Source organism: Acinetobacter sp. ANC 5600 (assembly GCF_002018395.1).
Taxonomy (GTDB): domain Bacteria; phylum Pseudomonadota; class Gammaproteobacteria; order Pseudomonadales; family Moraxellaceae; genus Acinetobacter; species Acinetobacter amyesii.
Genome location: NZ_MVKW01000001.1, coordinates 536,123 through 552,701, shown reverse-complemented (window position 1 = coordinate 552,701; position 16,579 = coordinate 536,123). Strand labels below are relative to the sequence as shown.

The 16,579-nt window shown below is 39.5% G+C and carries 17 protein-coding genes; 10 read left to right on the top strand and 7 right to left on the bottom strand.

Annotation, left to right across the window (positions count from 1 at the left end):
- Positions 1 to 133: 133 nt before the first annotated feature.
- The 4 genes from B1201_RS02785 (at position 134) to B1201_RS02770 (ending at position 3,543) form a co-directional block, all read left to right on the top strand.
- Positions 134 to 655 (top strand): acyl-CoA thioesterase, encoded by a 522-nt coding sequence (locus B1201_RS02785; RefSeq protein ID WP_078192241.1) that lies wholly within the window; start codon positions 134 to 136, stop codon positions 653 to 655.
- Positions 656 to 851: 196 nt separating this feature from the next.
- The gene (locus B1201_RS02780) at positions 852 to 1,448 is read left to right on the top strand and encodes a TetR/AcrR family transcriptional regulator (protein WP_078192240.1); all 597 of its coding nucleotides are present in this window, start codon (positions 852 to 854) and stop codon (positions 1,446 to 1,448) included.
- Positions 1,445 to 2,650 carry an MFS transporter gene (locus tag B1201_RS02775; protein WP_078192239.1) on the top strand — a complete coding sequence of 402 codons (1,206 nt, stop codon included), beginning with the start codon at positions 1,445 to 1,447 and terminating at the stop codon, positions 2,648 to 2,650. The genes B1201_RS02780 and B1201_RS02775 overlap by 4 nt, the downstream gene beginning before the upstream one ends.
- Complete coding sequence (locus tag B1201_RS02770) at positions 2,650 to 3,543, top strand: LysR substrate-binding domain-containing protein (protein WP_078192238.1); 894 nt, start codon at positions 2,650 to 2,652, stop codon at positions 3,541 to 3,543. Before B1201_RS02775 ends, B1201_RS02770 begins: the two co-directional genes overlap by 1 nt.
- A 120-nt stretch (positions 3,544 to 3,663) precedes the next feature.
- On the opposite strand, the gene B1201_RS02765 is transcribed toward B1201_RS02770, so the two are convergent.
- Positions 3,664 to 4,572, bottom strand: a complete 909-nt coding sequence (locus B1201_RS02765; protein WP_078192237.1) for a DUF4349 domain-containing protein — start codon at positions 4,570 to 4,572, stop codon at positions 3,664 to 3,666.
- Between the two features lie 215 nt (positions 4,573 to 4,787).
- On the opposite strand from B1201_RS02765, the gene B1201_RS02760 reads away from it, so the two are divergent.
- A complete protein-coding gene (locus tag B1201_RS02760; RefSeq protein ID WP_078192407.1) occupies positions 4,788 to 5,396 on the top strand; it encodes a glutathione S-transferase family protein in 609 nt (202 codons plus the stop codon).
- 176 nt (positions 5,397 to 5,572) lie between these two features.
- Here B1201_RS02760 and B1201_RS02755 read toward each other — a convergent pair whose 3' ends face one another.
- The 3 genes from B1201_RS02755 to B1201_RS02745 all read right to left on the bottom strand — a co-directional run bounded on the left by B1201_RS02755 (position 5,573) and on the right by B1201_RS02745 (position 8,545).
- Positions 5,573 to 6,076: a hypothetical protein gene (locus B1201_RS02755; RefSeq protein WP_143221646.1), complete on the bottom strand. Its 504-nt coding sequence runs from the start codon at positions 6,074 to 6,076 to the stop codon at positions 5,573 to 5,575.
- 299 nt (positions 6,077 to 6,375) lie between these two features.
- Positions 6,376 to 7,980 carry a bifunctional 3-(3-hydroxy-phenyl)propionate/3-hydroxycinnamic acid hydroxylase gene (locus tag B1201_RS02750; protein ID WP_078192235.1) on the bottom strand — a complete coding sequence of 535 codons (1,605 nt, stop codon included), beginning with the start codon at positions 7,978 to 7,980 and terminating at the stop codon, positions 6,376 to 6,378.
- Positions 7,981 to 8,323: 343 nt separating this feature from the next.
- Positions 8,324 to 8,545, bottom strand: a complete 222-nt coding sequence (locus B1201_RS02745; protein WP_078191424.1) for a hypothetical protein — start codon at positions 8,543 to 8,545, stop codon at positions 8,324 to 8,326.
- 569 nt (positions 8,546 to 9,114) lie between these two features.
- On the opposite strand from B1201_RS02745, the gene B1201_RS02740 reads away from it, so the two are divergent.
- From B1201_RS02740 to B1201_RS02725, 4 genes are all read left to right on the top strand, one after another.
- On the top strand, positions 9,115 to 10,128 hold the full coding sequence (locus tag B1201_RS02740) for a CobW family GTP-binding protein (protein WP_078192406.1): 1,014 nt from the start codon (positions 9,115 to 9,117) through the stop codon (positions 10,126 to 10,128).
- A gap of 65 nt (positions 10,129 to 10,193) precedes the next feature.
- Positions 10,194 to 10,724, top strand: coding sequence for a YaeQ family protein (locus B1201_RS02735; RefSeq protein WP_078192234.1), 531 nt, complete (start codon positions 10,194 to 10,196; stop codon positions 10,722 to 10,724).
- Positions 10,725 to 11,226: 502 nt separating this feature from the next.
- A complete protein-coding gene (locus B1201_RS02730; RefSeq protein ID WP_078191421.1) occupies positions 11,227 to 11,565 on the top strand; it encodes an FKBP-type peptidyl-prolyl cis-trans isomerase in 339 nt (112 codons plus the stop codon).
- A gap of 187 nt (positions 11,566 to 11,752) precedes the next feature.
- Positions 11,753 to 13,549 carry a diguanylate cyclase domain-containing protein gene (locus B1201_RS02725; RefSeq protein ID WP_143221654.1) on the top strand — a complete coding sequence of 599 codons (1,797 nt, stop codon included), beginning with the start codon at positions 11,753 to 11,755 and terminating at the stop codon, positions 13,547 to 13,549.
- A 129-nt stretch (positions 13,550 to 13,678) separates the two neighbouring features.
- Here B1201_RS02725 and B1201_RS02720 read toward each other — a convergent pair whose 3' ends face one another.
- Complete coding sequence (locus tag B1201_RS02720) at positions 13,679 to 14,125, bottom strand: GNAT family N-acetyltransferase (RefSeq protein ID WP_078191420.1); 447 nt, start codon at positions 14,123 to 14,125, stop codon at positions 13,679 to 13,681.
- A 435-nt stretch (positions 14,126 to 14,560) separates the two neighbouring features.
- Between B1201_RS02720 and B1201_RS02715 the strand changes: the two genes are divergently transcribed.
- Positions 14,561 to 15,049 carry a hypothetical protein gene (locus B1201_RS02715; protein WP_078192232.1) on the top strand — a complete coding sequence of 163 codons (489 nt, stop codon included), beginning with the start codon at positions 14,561 to 14,563 and terminating at the stop codon, positions 15,047 to 15,049.
- Here B1201_RS02715 and B1201_RS02710 read toward each other — a convergent pair.
- Positions 15,031 to 15,594, bottom strand: a complete 564-nt coding sequence (locus B1201_RS02710) for a TetR/AcrR family transcriptional regulator (protein WP_078192231.1) — start codon at positions 15,592 to 15,594, stop codon at positions 15,031 to 15,033. The two genes, B1201_RS02715 and B1201_RS02710, sit on opposite strands and share 19 nt — an antisense overlap.
- A 50-nt stretch (positions 15,595 to 15,644) precedes the next feature.
- A complete protein-coding gene (locus B1201_RS02705; protein WP_078192230.1) occupies positions 15,645 to 16,535 on the bottom strand; it encodes an alpha/beta fold hydrolase in 891 nt (296 codons plus the stop codon).
- Positions 16,536 to 16,579: the final 44 nt, after the last annotated feature.

Here is a 16,579-nt window from a genome sequence, read left to right as displayed (position 1 = left end):
TTTTACTGAATGATGGTATGATCACTATAAATAATAATGATGGTTTTTTTGCCGATTTGAACATTTAATTTTGATTAAAATCTATATAATAATCACATTAATCATTGTTATATCACGAGTCTAGAGAAACAAGATGTCCCCATTAGATCAAATTGCGAATGCACTAGACGACCAGTCAGAATTATCGATGTCAGTTTTAATGACTCCTGACATGGCGAATTTTTCGGGTAATGTGCATGGTGGAACGATTCTAAAATTGTTAGACCAAGTCGCGTATGCTTGTGCAAGTCGCTATTCTGGTAGCTACGTGGTGACACTATCAGTCGATAAAGTGAATTTTAAAGAACCAATTCACGTGGGTGAGTTAGTGACTTTCCTTGCAAGTGTGAACCATGTTGGTCGTACTTCAATGGAAATTGGTATACGTGTTGAAGCGCAGAACATTCAAAAACGTACAGTACGTCATACCAATAGTTGCTATTTCACAATGGTCGCCGTTGATGATCAAGGTAAGCCGAAACAAATTCCAGCATTGAATCTAGATAATGACTGGAAACGTTGTCGTTTCGAAGCTGCGGAACAGCGTAAAGTGGCACGTTTACAGGAAAATCATCATCCTTCTTGCAGTATTTATAAAAAGTCGACACAAAGCTAATCACTTTGGTGGCTGAATATTTGAAAAGATCGCTTAGGCGATCTTTTTTGTATTCTGAAATTCGTCTGGAGAGTGCAGTTGGGATTTGAGTTCCGAGTGTGCGACTAAAGTTTATTCTTCGAAGCTCAGTTAAAGATGGTCATTCAGTCCAATACTGTTTAATATAAAACGATACGTAGCGTTTCGTTTTTAAATTATGAGTGAAACTGAAAAAACTTCTCGGCGTAAGCAATGTATCTTACAGGCAGTCACAGATGCTTTAGCGGAAAGTGATTATCGAAGCATGACCATTGAAGATATTGCGGCTCGTGCAGGCGTGGGAAAATCGACGATTTACCGTTGGTGGAAGCATAAGTCCGATCTGGTTTTCGATGCTTTTAAAGCGCACACTGCTTCGGTGTTTGAACTCGATTTATCACAAAGTTTAGAGTTCAATCTAAATCAACAATTGCTCAAACTATCACGGGCTTTAAATCAGCACGTGGGCCGAGCATTGCTCGTGGTTTTGGCGGAGCATCGTGAAGCAGCGGGTGAGTTTTTTAAACAGTATTTGTTACCTCGACGAGAAGCGACACGTGAGCTGATCCAATTGGCCATTCAACGAGACGAAATTCGCGCGGATTATCCTTTCGAACTCATGTTGGACATGTTGTATGGCCCGATTCATTATCAGATCATTTTCTTTAATACCCAGCCAGATGAAGACTATATCAAGCGACTGGTGCAGTTGGCGCTAAACCCGATTTTTACGCAGTCCCAAGCCACGCGTAGCAGCGAGACAATGACCTCATGACTACTCAACATCAGGCATCGCTATGGAACAAGTCTTTCGTTTTTTGTCTGTGTAATAACTTGTTTTTATTTAGCTATTACTTTGCGCTGCTGACCATATTGCCCATTTATATTATGAAAGAATTGGGTGGTTCGATTCAGCAAGCGGGTATGGCTTTAACGCTGTTTTTGGTGTCATCCATTGCGATTCGTCCCTTTTCCGGCATGATCATTGAACGTTTTGGTAAAGCCAATTCTGTACGTATTTCAGGCTTTATCTTTGTCGTTTTTGCGCTGAGTTATTTGTGGATTGACAGCATGTGGTCGTTGTTGGTCATTCGTTTTTTACATGGTTTTTGGTTCAGTATATTAACCACGGTCAATGTTCCCATCGTAAATGATTACATCCCAGATCATCGAAAGGGTGAAGGCATGGGCTACTTTGTCATGTCGACCAACTTAGGCGTGGTGATCGGGCCATTTTTAGCGCTGAGTATGATTCAATTCAGCAGTTTTAGTACCTTATTTGCAGTATTAGCCTTATTGGTTGCAGTGGGCTATATTTTTACGTGGTTAGTTCAAATACAAGAACACGTACAGCATAAGTCAAGTGATCAAGCGAGCCAATCCGCAGCCATCCAATGGCGTGATGTGATAGAAACACGGGTACTTGCCATCAGTTTTGTGGCATTGCTGACCGCATTTGCATATTCGAGTGTGATGAGCTTTATCACCGCTTATGCAGAGTTGAAGCATTTACTCGCTTATACCAGTATCTTTTTTATTGTCTTTGCTGTGTCGATGTTGCTCGTCCGTCCTTGGGTTGGCAAAGTTTATGATCGCAAAGGCCCGAGTGCAGTCATCTATCCATCCTTTATTTGCTTTGCCATTGGTTTGGTGGTTGTGAGTTTTCTCACGAATCAATGGGTGCTTTGGATATCGGCAGTTTTTATGGGCATCGGCTACGGTTCAGTGTTCCCATGCCTGCAAACGGTCGCGATTCAAACGGTAGAAAAAGCCCGAATGGGACATGCAATATCCACCTTTTTTGCCTTGTTTGATATTGGCCTTGCTGTCGGTTCGGTCATTATGGGTGTGCTGATTGCATACTTTGGATTTCAGGCAACCTATTTATTTTGTGCGGTGATGGTACTGTTCACTACGTGGATGTATCGTCTATTCGTGGCAAACCAATTCAAACGCAGTGCTTTAGGAGCTGAATAATGGAATTACGACATCTACGATATTTTGTTGCGGTTGCCGAAGAGCTAAATTTTACCAAGGCTGCGCAGCGAATGTGTACTGTGCAACCTTCTTTAAGTCAGCAAATTAAAGACCTAGAACAGGAAGTTGGGGTGCAATTATTGATGCGAACCAACCGAAAAGTTGAACTGACTGCAGAAGGTCAGGCCTTTTTAAAAGAAGCGCGTTTGAGTTTAGAGCATGCTGAAAAAGCCATGATAGATGCGCGTCAAATTGCGAAGCTCAGTAAAGAACAACTGAATATCGGCTTTGTTCCTGTGGCTGAAATGAAGGTCTTTCCTTATATCATGCCAAATATCCGTGCTCAGTTTCCTGAGTTAAAAATTCATTTTCATAGTTTAATGGATGTCGATCAAATCAGTGCAGTGCGTAAAGGGGAGATTGATATTGCCTTTACCCGTTATGTCGAAGAGAGCCCTGATATAGAATCTGTTCAGATTTTTACTGAGCCTTTGGCGCTGATTGTACCGAAAAATTCGCCTGTTGCAGAACAGCGGCATATCAGCATTAAAAACATGAATAATCAGGATTTTATTATTAGTGATGAACATTCATCACCTGAGCTATACCGAATTATTCAAGATTTCTTTAAGCAAAATAAACTAAATGTGAACTTGGTACAGCACTCGACCAATATTTTATTAAATGTCAATTTGGTCGGTATGGGCGTGGGATGGAGTTTGGTGCCGTCTTATGTCATTCCATTGCTCGGTGATAAAATATTGGTTAAAAGTACAGTTGAACCCTTGCCGACCATTGGTCTGTATGCGAGCTATCGAAAAGATCGTAAAAATGATGCGATCGAGTTGATTTTAAAAGTCTTAAAAGAGCAGTTCTATATGGGCTTTTTCTAAGCCTTTAAATATTGCCCTAAGATTTAAATAAAAAAATCCTGAATTAAGCGCTTCGGGATTTTTTTAGTTATCGTATTTTTAATCATAGATTAAATGAAGAATGGAGCTTGTTCAGCTCATTCATTTAAACCATTTTTGTAAATAGGGTTTCATCACACGGTAGGCAATCAAACCGATAATAATAATCAGATAGAGTGGCCAAATCGTAATGAGAATAACCAGCAGGCTCAACACAAATTGCCAACCTTTTTGAATACCGTACCACGCTCTTTGCCAGAAACTATCGCCATTTAACTGCGCAACAGCATCAAGGTTAATATCGATATGTTCACGGACAGTGGCAGGTTGAGTAAATCCAATCACAATCGTGCTATAGCGGACACGATCTTGAACTTCTAAGCGGGTCAGACGTGAGATTTCATTGATCTGTGCTGCTGCAACATGGTCGGGCACGACCTGTGTTTGCGACATTTTTTCTTCGAGTAATTTTAGCTCATAGCGTTTTGCCGAATATTGCTGACGGTTCAAAAAATGCATTAGTGGCAAAAGTTGATTAACGAAATGTGCAGCTTTTTCACTTGGCACACGAATGATCATTTCCGCTTGCGGATTTACTTTTTCAAAGATTTTAATTTTGCCGTCAGCAATCGGGTAGGATTGACTCTCTTGCACCACAAAGTCGATATTTTTCTGTTCAATAAAGCCGCCTAAACTTAGCGTTAGTTTTTCAATTTCTAAGGCCGTTTTAACCACATCTTTCGACTCAAAACTGACATTGGCTTCTCGTACCATTTTACGTGAGGCTTCAGCTGGGTTGACCTGCTCATTTAAAATAGTTTCAGGTTTTTGTGTTGTTGCAGGCGTGGTAGACGGCTCATTGGAAGTGCTTTCCGCTGCTTGATCTTGCTGTGTACTGACTTGAGCAGGTTGTGCATCTGCGCTGGCTTCAGTTGCCATTTCTTCGGTTTTCTTGGAACAGCCTGAAATTAAAATCACCGTAAACATGGCAATTAAATATTTATTTTTCATCGATGTAGAGCTCAATTGTTTGATTATCAGAAAGTCGGAGTAAATACTTTTTGCTTTAAATATAAATTCAAATTTAGCGTAATTATTAGTCGGGCGTATTGTATCGGAAAGTGTTTAAAGCACGGATGAACGCAACATAATTCTACATAAAGCCGCGTATAGTAATAGACAGAACAACAAGGATGAAAATAAGGATATCTACAATGAACCCAGCAATGAAACTCTACAGCAATCCACGCTCACGCAGTAATACTATTCTGCCTTTATTGAAAGAATTAGACATCGAGTCAGAAGTTGAGATTATTGAAGTGCCATATGAAGAGATGCACCAAGCGGCATATCTCAAGATTAATCCCATGGGCAAAGTTCCCTGCTTGGTCGATGGTATTGCCGTGATTAGTGAGACCGCCGCCATCTTTAGTTATTTAGCTGATACATTCAGTGACAAAGGTTTGGCACCCGCCTTGGATGATCCCAAACGTGGTGAATATTTGAAATGGATGTTTTTCTGTCATGGTCCGCTGACTGAATATATGGATATGAAAAATGTCGGCATTAGCACAGAGTTGATGGATGAGAAACGTGGCAGTTTGAGTTTTGGTAATGAAAAAATACTTTTAGATTTTATTAAAACAGGGCTTGCACAGGCTCAACCATATCTGTTGGGGGATAAAATTAGCGCAGCAGATTTGTATTTAGCTTATTGGATGGTGTATGCAATTTCATTCAAAATATTGCCATATTTGGATGAATTTAAACCTTTTATTCAGCTGATTCAGCAACGTGAATCGGTAAAAGATGTGCATTGGTTTCAGTCGGTTTAACTTGGATGCTTATTTGATTGTTGGCTGAACGTGTTGTTACGATATGTCTAATCATATAGCTCTTTCTTTGAGAACTACAAAGAAAGAGTTTTAAATATCAATCACTAAGATGGTAAAGCGATTTTAATTATTGCCATAAATAATGTATGGCATATATTGCGCTAAATTAAATAGACTCAATCGTTGTTGGTTCTATTTAAAAAATCATGGGCTTCATCATCAGATAGAGGTGGGCCTAAATCTCTTTCAAGTTTGGCATATATTTCGAGTAGTCTTTTTTGTTGTGGATCCATATCTAAGGCACGATGCTGCTGATATGTTAATTGATCATTAATCCAATAATAATGCTGAACCGCAGCCCCTGCGAAACTGGTTTTCAAATGGAGTTTGTAATAACCAGAAAATTTATGTTTCTTGGTATCTAGACAGAGATACGCGAAGGTAGACCAACCACTTTCGGGAAATTTAAGGCGAGCTCGGCAGGGCTTCTTTTCTAGTGTAAATGTGGGTGAATAGACTTGGCCTTTTAGAATGATATTTTTATCTTGACCAAAATATTGAGTTTGTAATGCAAATAAAGCAAGAATCACTGTGGTGAGAAAAAAGCTGGCAATGACTGCATAAAAAAATGAAATGTATAAATGGAAGGACAAAAAATTAGATTCTTCGTTTTTGTTCACATCTTTTTCTAAGCGTAATAAATAGCAATTCAAAGAAATAAGAAAACAGAGGCAAAAAACGAAAATAGGTAACCAACTATTGGCATGAAAATGATGTATCTCTACGAAAATGAGTGAACAGATAAAAATAAAACCTAACAAACTATAAATGAATAATTTCTGAAATCTTTTTTGCATTTTGCGAAGCTTATAATTATGTATTGAACGATTATAGCATCTGATGTTTATAGTGATTATAGAAAAAAATCACCATGCTTTATGCATGGTGATTTTTAATTCTTGCAGATCTATTTCGATTATTAAGCATGCAATTTTGCAAACAATTGTTGGCTCACGCTGTCTAAAGTTTGTGGAATTGCAATCGCTGCAACAAAACGGTCTGGGCGAAGAATCGTAACAGATTCAGTGGTTTTACCAAACCAACCACGAATATCGGTACCAATATCACCAATCGTAATCACATTGTCGTACTTGGTGCGATTTTCATTGCTAAGCTGAACAGCAGGCAATACTTGGATAAATTTAACGCCCAATTTTTGCCATTTTTTCATGGTCGCATCTGACAGACCCCATTTCGGATCAACGCCCCAAGCAATGATTGCAAAGTCGTTACCGATGACTTCATCAAGTAGGACTTTTTCACCAGATTCAAGTTGAACATGTGGTTGAATGAACATTTTACCCACAGGTGAGTCTTTAACGCCGTTATTGATCAACGCACCGTCGTTGTACTTCGGCATCGGCTTGAAGCGCATTTCCAATAGATATTGTTTGATCGGTTTGATGTAATTGAGTGCATAGGCGATACCATCACGCACGAAACCTTGCCATTTTTTTGGTGGCGCAAGGACATGACCCGCCATTACAGAAAGATCAATCATCGCTTTGGCATGATCTTTACGTTCAACTTGGTATGTATCTAAAAGCGCTGGGCCAGCTTTGCCTTGTACAACCATTGCAACTTTCCACGCAAGGTTGAATGCATCACGCATACCACTGTTATACCCTTGACCTTGCCATACTGGCATGATGTGCGCAGCATCACCTGCAAGTAAAATACGGTCTACACGGAATTTATCTGCAATACGGGCATTGTGGGTATAAACGCGCTGACGAATCACTTCAATACCATCGGTCGTTGGAAGTACTTTCGACAATAGTTTGGCAATGTTTTCAGGTTTACTTAATTCTTCTTGAGTTTCACCAGGCATCACCATAAATTCGAAACGACGAATACCGTGTGGAAGAGCAGCAGATACATAAGGACGCACAGGGTCACAGCATAGGTAAATGTGTGGCGTTGCAAGTGGGTCATTATTGATGTCGATCACGATCCATTGGTTCGGTGCAGTTTTACCATCGAAGCCGATGTTGAGTGTACGACGTACCACTGAGTTACCACCATCACAAGCAATCAAATACTGCGCTTGAATTTTTTCAGCTTCACCGTCTTTATTTTGAATATTGAGCGTTACACCATTGGCATCTTGGCTAAAATCAGACAATTGACGAGAGAATAAAACATTTGTGGTTTCGTACTGTTTTAAACCTTGTAGCAGTACATTATCGACTTGCGGTTGAATAAAGGCATTACGACGTGAGAAACCAAATTCACGAGTGAGCGGTTGAATGTCTGCGAAACAACGGCCTTTAGGGGTTAAGAAACGCATCGCGTGGTTCGGTGTCGTATGCGGTAACACTTGATCCACTAAACCTAATGATTGGATGGTACGTAATGATTCATCATCAATACCAATCGCACGTGGGTAGTCAATCAGGCTGTCCAGTTGTTCAATCACAGTGACATTGACGCCTTGCTTACTTAAGTAGTTTGCAATGGTTAAGCCGACAGGACCTGCGCCCAGAATGGCAACTTCCGTTGTGTAATTTGCTTTATTGCTCATGCGTAAACATCCAATCACTTCACATATGCCACTATTAAGTTCTAAACAGAGACTTTCAACAAGCTAGGCATAAGTCGAAACGATGAATCGAATTGTCGTGTTTTTTGCAGGGTTTTATTTTAAGTGAATGATATATATTTATTTATATGAAAATCATCAATCATTTTGAATGATTTATCGATCATTAAAATCTATCAATCAGTGGCTTTGAGCATAAAAAAGCCGAACCATTTTTCAATGATCCGGCGACTTTAATTCATTTAGCACAACATTTTATTAGTGAGGGATAAATGTTGAGCAGCAGACTAAATGAATTTAGCGTGTGGAGTACGCTATCCGTCTATTACTGAGCAGGTTGAGCTGGTGCAGAACCTTCAGCATTTGCTTCTGAAGCAGGTTGAGCGGCAGTACCTTCAGCAGCAGTTGTTTCAGTCGCTGGCTGTTCTTGAGTGCTAACCACTACTTTTTCTTGTTCAGGTGCTTCTTGTTTATCTTTGCTCGCAGCAAAACTTGTTGCAGCTGCAGCAGCTAGAGTAGAAGCAAGTAAAATTTGAGTTAATTTCATTTTGAGCATCCTTATATATTTTAGTAAGTCCTGAAAAGATCATCACGTCCATCAGGAGAGAACTCATGCTAAATCGAGAAAACCGAGTGATCAATGCGAGCAACAAAGTGAAACAGACTGGTTAACTGGATGAATACATAACCGTCCATCCTGTGTTTTAAATGTAAAAAAATATCGGAATCTTCATTTAACTTTGCAAGAAAAAATGACCAAATCGACTTCATGATTCATTCATTGTTTACATGATGATTACATCGATGTCGTAAATAAGCAGAATCCAGAAATTTCGATAAAATCCAAATGTAAGGATTCTTTTCGATATGACCATTTTTTTTAAATATAAGAGTTAACTTTGCCTATAAAGTGTGACCAGATATGTAATGCATTCATGCAAATGGAATAAACAGGCTGTTTAACAGCCAGATCATCATTCAATGCCTCGGATACTAGGCTGATCTATGCTTTAGGAAAATGAAGACAGAGAAATGAAGACTAGGCTTGCAGCATTTTTTTGAAATCATTATGGTAAAGGCCATTAATCATTGGCTATTTATTTGAGTGACTCACTTTTGAAATTAGTTTCTACCCACGGTGCGATTCCTGTTCATATTATTTCTGGCTTTTTAGGTGCGGGTAAAACCACAGTTTTACAGCAGTTATTGAAGCAAAAGCCAGCGGGCGAAACTTGGGCCGTACTGATGAACGAGTTTGGGCAAATCGGGGTCGATCAACAGATGTTGCCGCAAGATCAGGGCTTTGCGGTCAAGGAATTATTGGGTGGATGTCTATGTTGTAGTAGCCAACTGCCGATGCAAATTGCGTTGTCACGATTATTGTCAGAGGTGAAACCCGACCGACTGTTTATTGAGCCGACAGGTTTAGGGCATCCGGGACAACTATTGGAGCAATTGACCGAGCCACATTGGCATCCACATTTAGCCATGCGGGCATTGGTGACCGTGGTTGATGGCTCACGCTTACATGATCAAGAGTGGACTTCGCAAAATCTGTATGCCGATCAACTCAAAGTGGCACAAATCGTGGTGGTGTCTCATGTCGATTGCATGAGTGAGGCCGATCAAGCTGGTTTGGAACGACTCAAACAAGCATATTTACCGTATCAGCAGCAATGGATCAATGTTGTCAAAGGTGATTTAAAACTGACAAATATTGATCTCGCCTATGTGGGAAGTCCGCGTAAAATTCAGCCTTTATTGGCGATACAAAAGCAAACGTTGGTCGATGTACCCACAGAAATTAAACAGTTGCCTTATCATTATGTTGAATCCGCTCAGGGCTATAGTGTCGCAGGTTGGAAACTCCCAAAACGATGGACCTTCGACTTTTTTGAGCTGTTAGATTTACTCTGTGAGCAGCAAGATTGGCTACGGATCAAAGGTATTTTTCAGACAGACCAAGGGTGGAAAACCTTTAACTTTAATCCCGATCAGTTTAATTATCAGTCGAGCGAGGAAAGTATCGATAATCGTGTCGAAATTATTTACCAAACTGAACGTGAATGGCTCGAATTTGAAGATCGCTTAATGCAGTGTCGTATCGATGCCGATAAAGCTGAGAAATAAGTAAATCAGCGCAGCAAAAGCTTGCTAAATCTTATATGCTAGGCGCCAAATTTGAGGACTTTACTATGGCGCTAAAAGCTACAATTTATAAAGCAGATTTGAACATTGCCAATATGGATGTACACCAATATGGTGATTATCAATTGACGATGGCTTTGCATCCTTCTGAAACGATTGAACGTTTGATGGTACGTGTCTTGGCATATGCACGCTATGCAGATGAAGCCTTAGAATTTACCAAAGATCTTTTCGAAACAGACGAACCAGCGCTGTGGGAAAAAGATTTAACAGGTCAATTGGTGAAATGGATTGAAGTCGGTTGCCCTGACGAAGATAAAGTCAAAAAAGCCAGCGCACGTTGCCCACACGTTGCTGTGATTACCTATGGTTCTTCAGTAGACGAATGGTATAAACGCAACAGCAAACTGAAAACCCTGAAGAATGTTGAAATTTGGCAATTATCTGAAGCGAGTACAGTTGCCATTCAAGAGTTATGCGAACGGACCATGTCTTTACAATTAAACGTAATGGACGGCGAATGGACTTTGATAGGTGATAAAGCTCAAGCGGTGATTGAATGGACACAATTGCAATAAGCATTTGATGTGATTTAACTCATCACGATGGATGTGAGTTTAGGCTTGCATCCTTGTTGCTATAACTATTTTTCAGCTAATACAATTCTGTTAATTTAACTGTCGATTTAAAACTCAGTTGACCTAAAACCAAAATAAAAATTTAATTCGGGAAAATTTCTAGCCCCCCATTTATGTAATGCTCATGGATGAATCCTCTTTATTATCTTTGTAAATAGCGTTGTTCTTACGCATAAACTCCTTCATTCAATGAACGTTCAAAGTGTTCAAGCGTTTTGATTTTTTAGTTTCGTTTTGCTCAACACATCTTGGTGATAAAGGAATACTCCTATATTTCACGGCATTTGACCTTTGCCATGTAAATGTTTTTTGCATGCTGATCTAAATATTTGAGTTCTCAACTTTGAGTCGGTCTGTTCTAGCGCATTCAAGGGCATCATGTTCAGACTGATTCTGTTTATAATAGGGCTTTATTTAGATTGCGGCATTTGAGGTTGAGAGCATGAGCACGGAATTAGAAATTATTGACTTAGTGGTAGGCGAAGGTAAAGAAGCGGTTAAAGGCGCTTTGATTACAACGCACTATACAGGTTGGTTAGAAGACGGTACAAAATTTGATTCATCACTGGATCGTGGTAATTATTTTGAAACAGTGATTGGTACAGGCCGTGTAATTAAAGGATGGGATCAGGGCATCATGGGGATGAAAGTCGGTGGTAAACGTAAGTTAATCGTGCCATCACATTTGGCTTATGGTGAACGTAAAATGGGTAATGTAATTCCTGCCAATTCAAATCTTATTTTTGAGATTGAATTGTATGATGTAAAAACTCGCGATTAATACAGCGACTGTTTTAGATCATTGACATGGAAGTTATTGATCAATTTGATAAAATAGTAGTTGTTATTTTTGTCTTTTACCGTAGATTAGAATAATTGCTCGAGTATAAACGCAGGAATCAAAGCCGTTGTCTTTACAGTTGCCTTGCACCAGATTGTTCTGGGTTCTTACCTTTATTATTTTTACATTGGCATTCACTGTATCGACTGCTCAAGCACAGTATGAAACTGCTCCTAAATCATTTTATTTAAAACATCAAAACGAAGTTAACCAAATCTACTTCACGGAAGACACCAGTAGCCTCTTACAAGGCAAATGGTTGTTTTATCCAAATCAATTTTTAACTTCTCCGAGTTCGGTTCTAGTCGGTCAAACGGTCTATCTGCCTGCATCATTTAAAGACATCACAGGGGACAGTAAAGGTTTTGGGACATACACTGGGCATTTCCAAATTCCCAAACAATTTATTGGCCGACGTATCGCGGTATTGATTCCAAATCAGTACGGTGCATATCGGGTATTTTTAAATGGTGATGTGATCGTTCGTTTGGGTGAAGTTGGGCGAACTGAAGCAGAACAAAAAACAGAAAATGCACCACGAATTGCCTATTTTGTGGCACAAGATGAATATTTCACTTTAACCATTCAGGCTTCAAGTTTTAACAGTATGCATGGCGGGTTTGAAAACCCAATGCGTATTGGTATCGCCAAGACAGTAAACCGCCAATTCCAACAACAAATGATGAGTATTGGAATGGTGTCTGGCGCCGTCTTGGGTGTGGGATTATTTACGATCCTATTTTCAGTCTTTCGAGGTTTACGCGGTCGCAATAGCCGAAGTAACTTGGTGTTTGGCTTATTTATTGTTTTTTTAGCACTCCATAATTTATTTTCAGCACCTTATGCCTATACAACTTTTACCGATATTAATTGGTTGTGGGGTACGCGATTAGAATACTTATTTACCTATTTGGCGTCGATTTTCTTTTTAAGTTATATCCACTTGCTCAGTCGTCGCTATTTATTTACCTTAAATTATCAGATCGCGATGTTGCTATTGTCTTTGAATATTTCAGTGACTTTTGTTTCGACGCCTGAAATTTTTCAGCCTTTGGCAACCTACAGCTTTGCCTATGTGATCGTTGTTTTGAGTAATTTTGCGTATGGTTTTTACGTAACACTGAAAAAGAAAGAACCGTATTCAAAATTAAATTTAATCGCGGTTATTTTCCTGTGCATTACTTTTTTAAACGACTTTTTGCTGATGATGAATTTGATTGATTCCGTCAATTTATCGTTCATTTCAACCAGTTTGTATGCCTTGTTGATCATGTTTCAGCAATCGCATCATTATGCACAGCAGTCGATGCATACCGAGCAGTTAAATAATAGTCTGCTTGAGCTAAACAGTTCACTCGATCAGAAAGTTAAAGAACGCACCTTACAGCTCCATGAGCTGAATAAAAAATTAGAGCTACAAATTCGTATTGATGCCTTAACGGGGGCATTCAACCGTCGTGCTTTGAATGCCGAAATTCAACGTTTATATTCAGAAGTCCGTTTTCATAGTCATCGAACATTGGTCTTTGCCATGTTAGATGTCGATTATTTTAAAAATTATAATGACCACTATGGACATCTCAAAGGCGATGAGGTGTTACAGCAGATCGTGAAAACCATGCAAAATACCCTGCCAAGTTCAGCCTATGTGGCTCGCTATGGGGGAGAAGAGTTTGCCATATTGATGCATGATGTTCCGTATGCGATTGCCCAAGAACAATTGCAATTGGTACTCGAAGCCATGCGTAATGAACAACTTGAACATGTTAATCGGGGGGATGACAAAAATTACGTCACACTGAGTTTGGGCATGGCATGGATGGATAAACAGAATGACTTCAACAGTATCGAAGCCTTAATGAAGCATGCAGACCATTATTTATATATGGCTAAACAGGCAGGACGCGATCAACTTAAGCCTTGATACACAGTTGTAAACGGTTAAAACTTTGCGGTGCTATTGTTAGTAACATTACCAATACTCATTTAAATTCATCTCTCAAATTCATGCTGTTTGAAAATCTATCCCTCTATAAACGTTATTATCTCTCTACTAACAGAGCTGTTTAACCAATTTGAGCGGAACATCAGCAGGTTCAAAATCCTGATGTGCGACAAAGCCATATTTTTGGTAAAAGGCGAGTGCTGTATGGGTACTTTCTAGACTGATCTCGGTAATATTCTTTTTCCTGACACAGTGCATCATGTTTAACAATAACGCCTTACCAATGCCTTGGTACTGACGTTCTGGGCAGATATAGTTCAGTAAAATTTGTCCTTGATCACTGACTAAAATAAAGCCGACCACTCGATTGTCACTGACGTAGACCCAACTGTCGTTGTAAAGCATCCACATTAAGATATTTGATTGATTTGCCTCCTCAAGCCAAGTTTGAATCACACTTTCATTACGTTGATGGTCCTGGATACATGAACGAATGCTGTTGTGAATCACGTGAATAATTTCGGGTATATCCTGAATTTGTGCTTCGCGTATCATAATTTTTTCTTTTTATAGAAAACTCCAACAGCCTGTCATTTCAGAAGATATCGCCTTGTGCTTAAAGAGGCTTCTTGTTGCGTTTTATTTTTTTTTGCAGCCATTGCGCCGTTGGGTTGTGTTTTTATTTCAAAATTGTTGCAAAATTTACAAATGTATATTTATAAATTAATCGTTAAATACGGATAAATAACCACATAAATGCATCTAACTATACTGTTTTAAAAGTAATAATAGATTTTTTAGAAATGTATACATACTCAATGATTTCAGCAGGTGTAATAGTTTGAAATAAATTAGCAAAGAAAATAGGCAGGATTTCAGCTTTAAAATAATTTTGTATGAATTTTAAACGTTATTGTGCGTTATATTAGTCCATAAAAATATTCGGTGATTAATGATGTGTATGCGCGTCATCGGCAGTAGGTTGTTATTATGGTTAATTTTCTCATTGTGATGTGTATTCTGATTGCGTTGTCTGCAGCAGGAATCGTGGTCAAAAAAATAATAAAAACAGAAAAATATCGTCAAAAATATACGCGTTACCAAGCACCAAAAAAATCGAAAAGTATCTCTTTAGCATCGAATGATGATGCTATTCGTGACGTCGATCAAGTCATTGAAGTAGATGAATATGAACAGCAACTTTTTGATGATATTGCGGAAATTTTCTTTCAACAACAATACAAATTAGATTCGCTACAGGCAGCCGAACAGTTACAAGAAGTTTTTTTACGTCGCATGCCAGTCAATTGTAAAACTCAAATTCGCCAATTAGATCTGAATGAATGGTCGATTTATTGGAGTTTTTACAATCAATCGCTCGAGTATTATTTAGGCCGATACGGTGAGTTTTATACACATGTCGACCGTTTTGGCGAAGAACATAAAATTGAATATCGCTATCAAGACTCCGCAAGTTGAAGCAAAATGCGATCTTGGACTAAATCGAGATAACTCAAATCATCGGTTATTCGAGCCATTAAAATCGCGCCTTCATAATCCGCCAAGCTGACTTTGGCAAGTTGAGCGGCATGTTCGATGGTCATGCATCGCTGAAAAAACACTTCAAAGGCCAGTTGCCACTCCTGAAAGATGGACTGTAATTTTGCAAAAATCTCGGTAGGCAAATGTTGACGTTCCATACTTAATATCCCGACTAAACAACCTAATCCACCTTGGCTAAAAAACTGGATGGCCAGTTGATGGATGTGCGGGTAAGTCTGTTGAGGTGATGCAGTGGATTGCTGTAATTGCTGAAAAATACTGTGCTTTAACTTCACGTGTGTCAGGTTTAAAATTTCCATCAGCAAAGCGTCTTTATTCGGATAGTCATAATAAAACGCAGCTTTTGAGAGTCCACAGGCTTCAGCCAATTTCCCCATGCTACAGCCCATATAACCATAGCGTTTAAAGGCGTGTGCTGACTGTAGTAATAGATGTTCAGAGGTGTTTTTCCGTGGACGCATGTATCTCTCTATCCGAATAAATCAATGTGCTATGTATGAAGTAAATTGGTCTAGGCGACTAATAGCTCGTTAAACCTTCCAATCACTTCCTGCCATAAGAGTTCAGCACCTTTGCGGAAATATCCCATATGACCAATCTGTTTTAGACCATAATCTTGCGCTTCAATATTGATATAGTGCATTGATGCTTGCGCATAATGCTGCATAAAAGCATGTCGTGAATTGGGTAATGCCCAGTCATCATCGAGCGCAGCGACCGCATAAATCGGCGTTTGAACTGCAGCATATTGTTGAGATAACTCACTCAGCTCAGGGTCGGCAAAGAAATAGGTTGGGTTTTTACACCAACGGCGCCATTGTTTATAGACATCGACAGGAAGGTCAGCGCCCATATTGAGTTTGCTCCAAGGCAAATACCCTTTGATGGCAACCATCGGCGGAAAAACGATATTCCACATTACATGAACCTTCATTTTTTCTTTAAAGGGCATATAGCCATGCCAACCTGCGCCAGTGCCAAAACAATACATGGCACGTATCTGATCGTGATTTGAGGTAAGTCCTAGTGCTTGGCCGCCATAGGAATGTCCCACTAGAAAAGTTTCCTGACTGTGTTGTTGCATATAAGCTATGGCACCAGAAAGGTCATAACGTCCCCAGTCGAGGTAGGACATCTTAAAGCCTTTAAGTTTTGACGGTGCAGAACGTCCTATACCACGATAATCAAAAGTCAGTACTTGATAACCGAGTCCTGCGGCATACTCGGCAAAACGACGGTAAAATTGTTGAGGTACACCTGTCGCACTTGAAATAATAATATTGGCCTTAGCGGCAGTATTAGGCCGATATTCAACGCCAGAAAGCGTATAACCATCGGTTGCAGGGAAACTCACGGGTGTAATATGTATTTCTTGCGCTGCTGGTTCTAAATCCGTTGACATAATTTTTCTCTTGATAGGCAGGACGTAAAGGGTTTACTCAGTTT

What these genes read in the sequence shown, in the direction of transcription:
- B1201_RS02730 (WP_078191421.1), top strand. Translation starts at nt 11,227, where the DNA reads ATGAGCACGGAATTAGAAATTATTGACTTAGTGGTAGGCGAAGGTAAA.
- B1201_RS02750 (WP_078192235.1), bottom strand. Translation starts at nt 7,980, where the DNA reads ATGAGCAATAAAGCAAATTACACAACGGAAGTTGCCATTCTGGGCGCA.
- B1201_RS02785 (WP_078192241.1), top strand. Translation starts at nt 134, where the DNA reads ATGTCCCCATTAGATCAAATTGCGAATGCACTAGACGACCAGTCAGAA.
- B1201_RS02770 (WP_078192238.1), top strand. Translation starts at nt 2,650, where the DNA reads ATGGAATTACGACATCTACGATATTTTGTTGCGGTTGCCGAAGAGCTA.
- B1201_RS02760 (WP_078192407.1), top strand. Translation starts at nt 4,788, where the DNA reads ATGAAACTCTACAGCAATCCACGCTCACGCAGTAATACTATTCTGCCT.
- B1201_RS02780 (WP_078192240.1), top strand. Translation starts at nt 852, where the DNA reads ATGAGTGAAACTGAAAAAACTTCTCGGCGTAAGCAATGTATCTTACAG.
- B1201_RS02715 (WP_078192232.1), top strand. Translation starts at nt 14,561, where the DNA reads ATGGTTAATTTTCTCATTGTGATGTGTATTCTGATTGCGTTGTCTGCA.
- B1201_RS02745 (WP_078191424.1), bottom strand. Translation starts at nt 8,545, where the DNA reads ATGAAATTAACTCAAATTTTACTTGCTTCTACTCTAGCTGCTGCAGCT.
- B1201_RS02710 (WP_078192231.1), bottom strand. Translation starts at nt 15,594, where the DNA reads ATGCGTCCACGGAAAAACACCTCTGAACATCTATTACTACAGTCAGCA.
- B1201_RS02705 (WP_078192230.1), bottom strand. Translation starts at nt 16,535, where the DNA reads ATGTCAACGGATTTAGAACCAGCAGCGCAAGAAATACATATTACACCC.
- B1201_RS02720 (WP_078191420.1), bottom strand. Translation starts at nt 14,125, where the DNA reads ATGATACGCGAAGCACAAATTCAGGATATACCCGAAATTATTCACGTG.
- B1201_RS02765 (WP_078192237.1), bottom strand. Translation starts at nt 4,572, where the DNA reads ATGAAAAATAAATATTTAATTGCCATGTTTACGGTGATTTTAATTTCA.
- B1201_RS02775 (WP_078192239.1), top strand. Translation starts at nt 1,445, where the DNA reads ATGACTACTCAACATCAGGCATCGCTATGGAACAAGTCTTTCGTTTTT.
- B1201_RS02735 (WP_078192234.1), top strand. Translation starts at nt 10,194, where the DNA reads ATGGCGCTAAAAGCTACAATTTATAAAGCAGATTTGAACATTGCCAAT.